The organism is Paraburkholderia jirisanensis (genome assembly GCF_054782355.1).
Genome location: NZ_BAAGSQ010000019.1, coordinates 1 through 6,384, shown reverse-complemented (window position 1 = coordinate 6,384; position 6,384 = coordinate 1). Strand labels below are relative to the sequence as shown.

General features: G+C 65.7%; 2 protein-coding genes. Both read right to left on the bottom strand.

The genetic code is table 11. From position 1 onward, the window contains the following. The coding region (locus ACYVNQ_RS09260; protein WP_460902195.1) for a non-ribosomal peptide synthetase at positions 1 to 5,867 on the bottom strand (5,867 nt) is incomplete at its 3' end. Then, positions 5,860 to 6,384, bottom strand: a 525-nt coding sequence (locus tag ACYVNQ_RS09255; RefSeq protein WP_460902194.1) for a phosphopantetheine-binding protein, incomplete at its 5' end; no start/stop codon positions are given. The genes ACYVNQ_RS09260 and ACYVNQ_RS09255, both read right to left, overlap by 8 nt.

Sequence of the window (6,384 nt, the reverse complement as noted above, 5' to 3'; positions counted from 1 at the left end):
TCCGGCTGCACCCCCAGCGACAGCAGATGATGCGCAAGCTGATTCGCCCGCGCATTGAGCTCGCGATACGAAACCTGCTGCGCTTCAAACACCGCAGCCACGGCATCGGGCGTCGCCTCGACCTGCTGTTCAAACAGCGCATGCACAAACGTGTCGCGCGGATAATCGACAGCCGTGTCATTAAAGCCCACCAGCAATTGCTGGCGCTGCTCGTCGTCGAGCAGTGCGAGCGTACCGACGGAGCGATCGGCGTCGGTGGTCATCGCATCGAGCAGCATCTGGAACTGACGCGCGAAGCGTTCGACAGTTGCTGCGTCGAACAGGCTCTGTGCGTATTCGAGCTTGCCGGAGATCGTGATGCCGTCGTCGCTGACCGTCAGCGACAGGTCGAACTGTGTGGTGGTCTGCGCTTGCGGTACGGCAGCGAGCACGAGGCCCGGCAGCGACAGCTCGACATCCGGTGTGTTGTCCATGCTGAGCATGACCTGGAACACCGGGCTGTGGCTGAGGGTACGGGCGGGCTGCAGCGCTTCGACCACCTGTTCGAATGGCAGGTCCTGATGCGCGTAGGCGGCCAGCGCCGTTTCGCGGACTTGCGACAGCAGTTGCGACACGCTCGGGTTGTGCTCCAGATTCACGCGCAAGGCCAGCGTGTTGACGAAGAAGCCGAGCAGCTTTTCGAGTTCCGCACGCGGACGGTTGGCGACCGGCGTGCCGATTACCACCTCCTGCTGGTTGGCCAGACGTGCGAGCAGCACGGACCAACCTGCGAGCAGCGTCATGAACAGCGTGGTGCCGTGCTGCTGGCTGAGCATACGCAGCGACGCGCTGAGCTGGGCGGGCAGTGCGAACGGCACGCTGGCGCCAGCGTAGCTCTGCACGGCAGGACGTTGGCGGTCGGTCGGCAGTTCGAGCAGCGCAGGTGCGCCAAGCAGGTGGTTCTTCCAGAACCCGAGCTGCTGCTGCAGCACCTCGCCGTGCAGCCACTGGCGCTGCCATGCCGCGTAGTCCGCGTACTGCACGGGCTGTTCGGGCAGCGGGTCAGGCTGCTGCTGGCAGAACGCAGCGTAGAGCGTGCTGACCTCGTCGATCAGCAGGCCAATCGACCAGCCGTCGGAGATGATGTGATGCTGCGTGACGAGCAGGATGTGCTCGTGTTCGCCCAACTGCAGCAACTGGCCACGGATCAGCGGACCGGTGGCGAGATCGAAGGGCGCGCTTGCTTCAAGCTGGCTGATGCGCTCCACTTCGGCCTGTTGAGCGGCAGCATCGAGCGTACGCAGATCCGTCTCCACGAGCGGGAACGGCGTACCCAGCGCAGCGATATGCTGCACCGGCTGCCCTTCATGCAGCGCAAACGACGTACGCAGGATCTCGTGCCGTTCGAGCAAGCGGTCGAGCGTCGCGCGCAGCGCGTCACGCTGCAGGTTGCCGGCCAGACGCAGCGCCGCGGGCATGTGATACGCCGCACTGGCAGCATGATCGAGCCGGTCGAGGAACCACAGGCGTTGCTGCGCAAACGAAAGCTGCAGCGGCAGGCTGCGCTCGCAGCGCCCGATCGCCGGCAGGCTCGCACGCGAGCCGTGCGCCACCAGCTGCGCGAGCGCATCGAGCGTGGGCTGCGCAAACAGGTCGCGCAGCGGCACTTCGATATCGAATTGCTGACGCAGCCGCGCGAGCAACTGCACCGCAAGCAGCGAGTGCCCGCCCAGTTCAAAGAAATGATCGCGCCGGCCGACCCGCTGGATGCCGAGCAGCTGCTGCCAGATGCCGGCCAGCATCGCTTCGATATCGCCCTGCGGCGCCTCGTAATCGCGCGTGACGACCGACGTCGTGTCGGGCGCGGGCAGCGCACGGCGGTCGAGCTTGCCGTTCGGCGTCAACGGCAGCGCCTGCAACTCGACGAACGCGCCCGGCACCATGTACTCCGGCAGCACCGCGGTCAAATGGTCCTTCAGCGATTGCGGCAGCACGCGCGCACGCACCGGAATCTCGCCATCGCTGAACAGCCGCTGATAGAACGGCGACGTGCGGAATCCGGCGCTGCGGTGCGGCATCGCATGATTGAAAGCGACGGTCTCGCCATTCGCGCGAACGATCGCGCCGTCGATATGGAAGTCCGGGTTCAAGCCGTTGTCGGTCAGGCGTCGCGAAATCGTCGCGCGCAACACGTCGCCGGCCTGCACCGGCACGCCTTGCGTGAACACCGGGAAATACACCGGCAGCCAGCTGCCCTGATCGGCGAGCGTATCGAGCGGATTGTCCTCATCCACCAGCAGCAGCATCCACACGACGAAGCCTGTCACGCTGCCCGCCTTGTCGAAACGCAGTTCGATCGGATGATCGGTTTCGAGCGTGATCGCGGTGGTGTAATCGAGGTCCTCGTACGGCTGCGCATTGCTCAGAATCGCGCTGGCCGGCAGGTCCTTCACGCAGATGCGCAGATCGAACGGCGAGCCGGTTTCCTCGAAAATCTGCTCGACGTAGTGAGCGGTGGTCTCGGTGAACGCGTAATCGAACAGGTCTTCCGTCAGCGACACGGCCGCGATCTGCGTCAGCGTGCGCTGCGGAATCATGTTGGCCGGATTCTTCAGGAAGCGCCGCGAATTGTTGATGATCACCGCCGAGCCTTCGCTGCCGCCGATATTGCCGATGATCTCCGAAATGCAATAGTCGACCGGCTCCGGCAATTCGATCTTCGTCGCGTCGCCGTGCAGCACGATGATGCGGTCTTCGAGCCCGAGCTGTTTGACCTTCGCGCGCGCCAGGTGATAGGTGGTCTCCAGCAGTTCGATCGCATACACCTTGCTCGCGCCGGCATCGATCGCCATGCGCGAGAGCACCGCGTGCGGGCCCGGCCCGATCTCGACCACCGTCTTGCCCGGCAGATGCTTGGCGAACGCGTTCGCGTAGCAGCGGTTGCGCGTCAGGTGATTGGCCATCGCGTGATACAGCAACTCGTCGTACACGTAGAACTCGGACACCGACGGCCACAGTTCGACCTTCTTCGACGTCGCCACATAGGCGACCAGCCGCTTGTCGCCCGGCCGGTCTTCACGCGAAATCACGGCGGCGTCGCGCACTTGCGGATGCTGACGCAGACGTGCCTCGATTTCGCCGGGTTCGATGCGAAAGCCGCGCAGCTTGACCTGCGTGTCGTTGCGGCCCATGTATTCGATCGAGCCGTCGACGAGCCAGCGCGCGAGGTCGCCGGTCTTGTACAGACGGGCACCGGCCTGGCTGCCGAACGGGTCGGCAATGAAACGCTCGGCGCTCAGTTCCGGACGGTTCAGATAACCGCGCGCCACGCCCACGCCACCAACGTACATTTCGCCTGACACGCCAACCGGCACCGGCTGCAGATTCGCATCGAGAATGTAGATGCGGGTGTTGTCCATCGGCTTGCCGATCGGCACGCTGCCTTGATGATCCGGCATGCACAGATGCATGCTTGCACAGACGGTGATTTCGGTCGGACCGTAGGCGTTGATAAAGCGCCGCCCGGCGGCCCACTGGTCGGCCAGTGCCGGCGGGCAGGCTTCGCCTGCCACGGCCAGCGTCTCGAGCGTTTCGAGCCCTTCATCGGTGGTGAACGAGCCGGCCACGATCGGCGGCAGCGTCACGTGCGTGATGCGGCCTTGACGCAAGGTCGCGCGCAGCGCTTCGCCCGGCATCAGGTCGTCGCGCGACGCGAGATGCAGGCTCGCGCCACGGCACAGGGCCATCGCGATCTCGGACGTGCAGGCGTCGAAGCTGAACGACGCGAACTGCAGCACGCGGCTGTCCGGCTGGACACCGAAGAAGCGGATCTGCGCGGCGGCCAGATTGCACACGCCGCGATGCTCGACCATCACGCCCTTCGGTTTGCCGGTCGAGCCGGACGTGTAGATCACATAGGCGAGGTTCGATGCGGTAAGGTTCAGCCCGCGCGGCTGCGGATTGCTGTCGGGCAGCAGCGCGAGCGCGGCGCGGGTGGCGGCGTCGTCAAGCAACAGCAGCGGCACTGAATGAGCCGGCAGCGTATCGCGCAGCGCCTGTTGCGACAGCAGCGCGACCGGTGTGCTGTCCTCCAGCATGTAGGCGAGTCGGTCCGCCGGATAAGCCGGATCGAGCGGCACATAGGCCGCGCCGGCCTTCAGGATGCCGAGCATGCCGACCACCATGTCGATGCTGCGTTCGACGCAGATCGCCACGCGGTCGTCCGGTTTCACGCCGAGCGTGAGCAGATGATGCGCGAGCTGGTTGGCGCGTACGTTCAGTTCGCGGTAGCTCAGGTGCTGGTCTTCGAATACCGTAGCGATCGCATGCGGCGCCCGTTCGACCTGCTGTTCGAACAGCGCGTGCACGACGGTGTCTTGCGGGTAATCGGCCTGCGTGTCGTTGAAGTCGACCAGCACCTGCTTGCGCTGCGCATCGTCGAGCAGCGGCAGCGTCGCGACCGGTTGGTCGGTGTCGGCGGCCATCGCGCCGAGCAACACTTCGAGATGGCGCGCGAAGCGCTCGACCGTAGCGCGCTCGAACAGATCGCTCGCATAGCCGATATGGCCGTTAATCGTATTGCCGTCGTCGGAGAGCAGCAGCACGAGGTCGAACTGCGAGGTGCTTTGCACTTGCCCGATCGGGCTCATCGTCAGGCCGGTCGCAGCGAGCTCGGTATCGGCCGGCGTATTGTCGAGCGTGATGCCGACCTGGAAGATCGGGCTGTAGCTCAGGCTGCGGGCGGGCTGCAATGCTTCGACCACCTGCTCGAACGGCAGGTCCTGATGCGCGTATGCGGCGAGCGCCGTATCGCGCACCTGCGCAAGCAGTTGCGCGACGCTCGGGTTGCCGGTCAGATCCACGCGCAACGCCAGCGTATTGACGAACAGGCCGAGCAGCTTTTCGAGTTCGGCGCGCGGGCGGTTCGCGACCGGCGTGCCGACCACGCATTCCTGCTGGTTGGCAAGGCGCGCGAGCAGCAAGGCCCAGCCGGCGAACAGCGTCATGAACAGCGTGGCACCGTGCTGCTGGCTGAGGCTGCGCAGCGACTCGCTGAGTTGCGGCGACAGCGCGAACGGTACGTGGTCGCCGCTATAGCTCTGTACGGCCGGGCGCGGGCGGTCGGTGGGCAATTCCAGCAGCGCGGGCGCGCCGTGCAGATGGTCTTTCCAGAAGTCGATCTGGCGTTGCAGCCGCGGGCCTTGCAGCCATTGACGCTGCCACGCCGCGTAGTCGGCGTACTGCACCGGCAGCGGCGGCAGCGGGTCGGGCTGCTGCTGGCAGAAGGCAGCGTACAGCGTGCTGACTTCGTCGATCAGCAGACCCACCGACCAGCCGTCGGAAATGACGTGATGCTGCGTGAGCAGCAGGATGTGTTCGCGTTCGCCGAGTTGCAGCAGCTGGCCGCGGATCAGCGGGCCCTTCGACAGATCGAAGGCGGCCGTCGCTTCGTCGCGGCTGATGCGTTCGACTTCGGTCTGCTGTGCGGCTTCATCGAGCGTGCGCAGGTCGCTTTCGACGAGCGCGAACGGCGTGCCCGGCGGCGCGATGCGCTGGACCGGCTGGCCGTCGTGCATCGCGAGCGTGGTGCGCAGGATTTCGTGCCGCGCGATCAGCCGGTCGAGCGTCGCGCGCAGCGCGTCGCGCTGCAGCTTGCCGGACAGACGCAGCGCGGCAGGCATGTGATACGCGGCGCCGGCGGCCTGATCGAGTTCGTTGAGGAACCACAGCCGTTGCTGCGCGAACGACAGCGGCAGCGGCTGGCTGCGGTCGGCCTGCGGCAGCGCCTCTGCAGCCTCTTCGGGGCGTCGCAGTTCGCCGCGCTGCTGGGCGCGTTGCAGCAGGACTGCACGTTTCAGTTGCTCGATATCCAAAGTTCTCTTATTCACTTTCGATTTCCTCGTTTAAAAGTGCAAGCAGCTCGCTCTCGGACAGGTTGTCCAGGTCTTCTGCCAGGTCGGCCATGTGTTGCGCCGGGAGGTGACCGAGGAGCAGGGACGTCAGGTGGTCCGCCAGCTGGGACAGCAGCGGGCCGTCGAACAGGGACTTCAGTAAGACTTCGATGCCGAACGATTCGCGGATGCGCGTCATCAGCTGTACGGCGAGCAGCGAGTGACCGCCGAGCTCGAAGAAGTGATCGTTGCGGCCGACGCGTTCGATGCCGAGCAGCTGCTGCCAGATCGCGGCGAGCGTGGTTTCGACCTCGCCGAGCGGAGCCTCATAGGCGCGGGTGGCGAGCGCGCCCTGGTCGGGCGCGGGTAGCGCCTGGCGGTCGAGCTTGCCGTTGGGGGTGAGCGGCAGCGCGGGCAGCACGACGAATGCGGCGGGCACCATGTACTCGGCGAGCTGGTCGGCGAGGAACGCGCGCAGTTCGGCGGAGCTCGGCGTGCGTTCGTCATGCGGCAC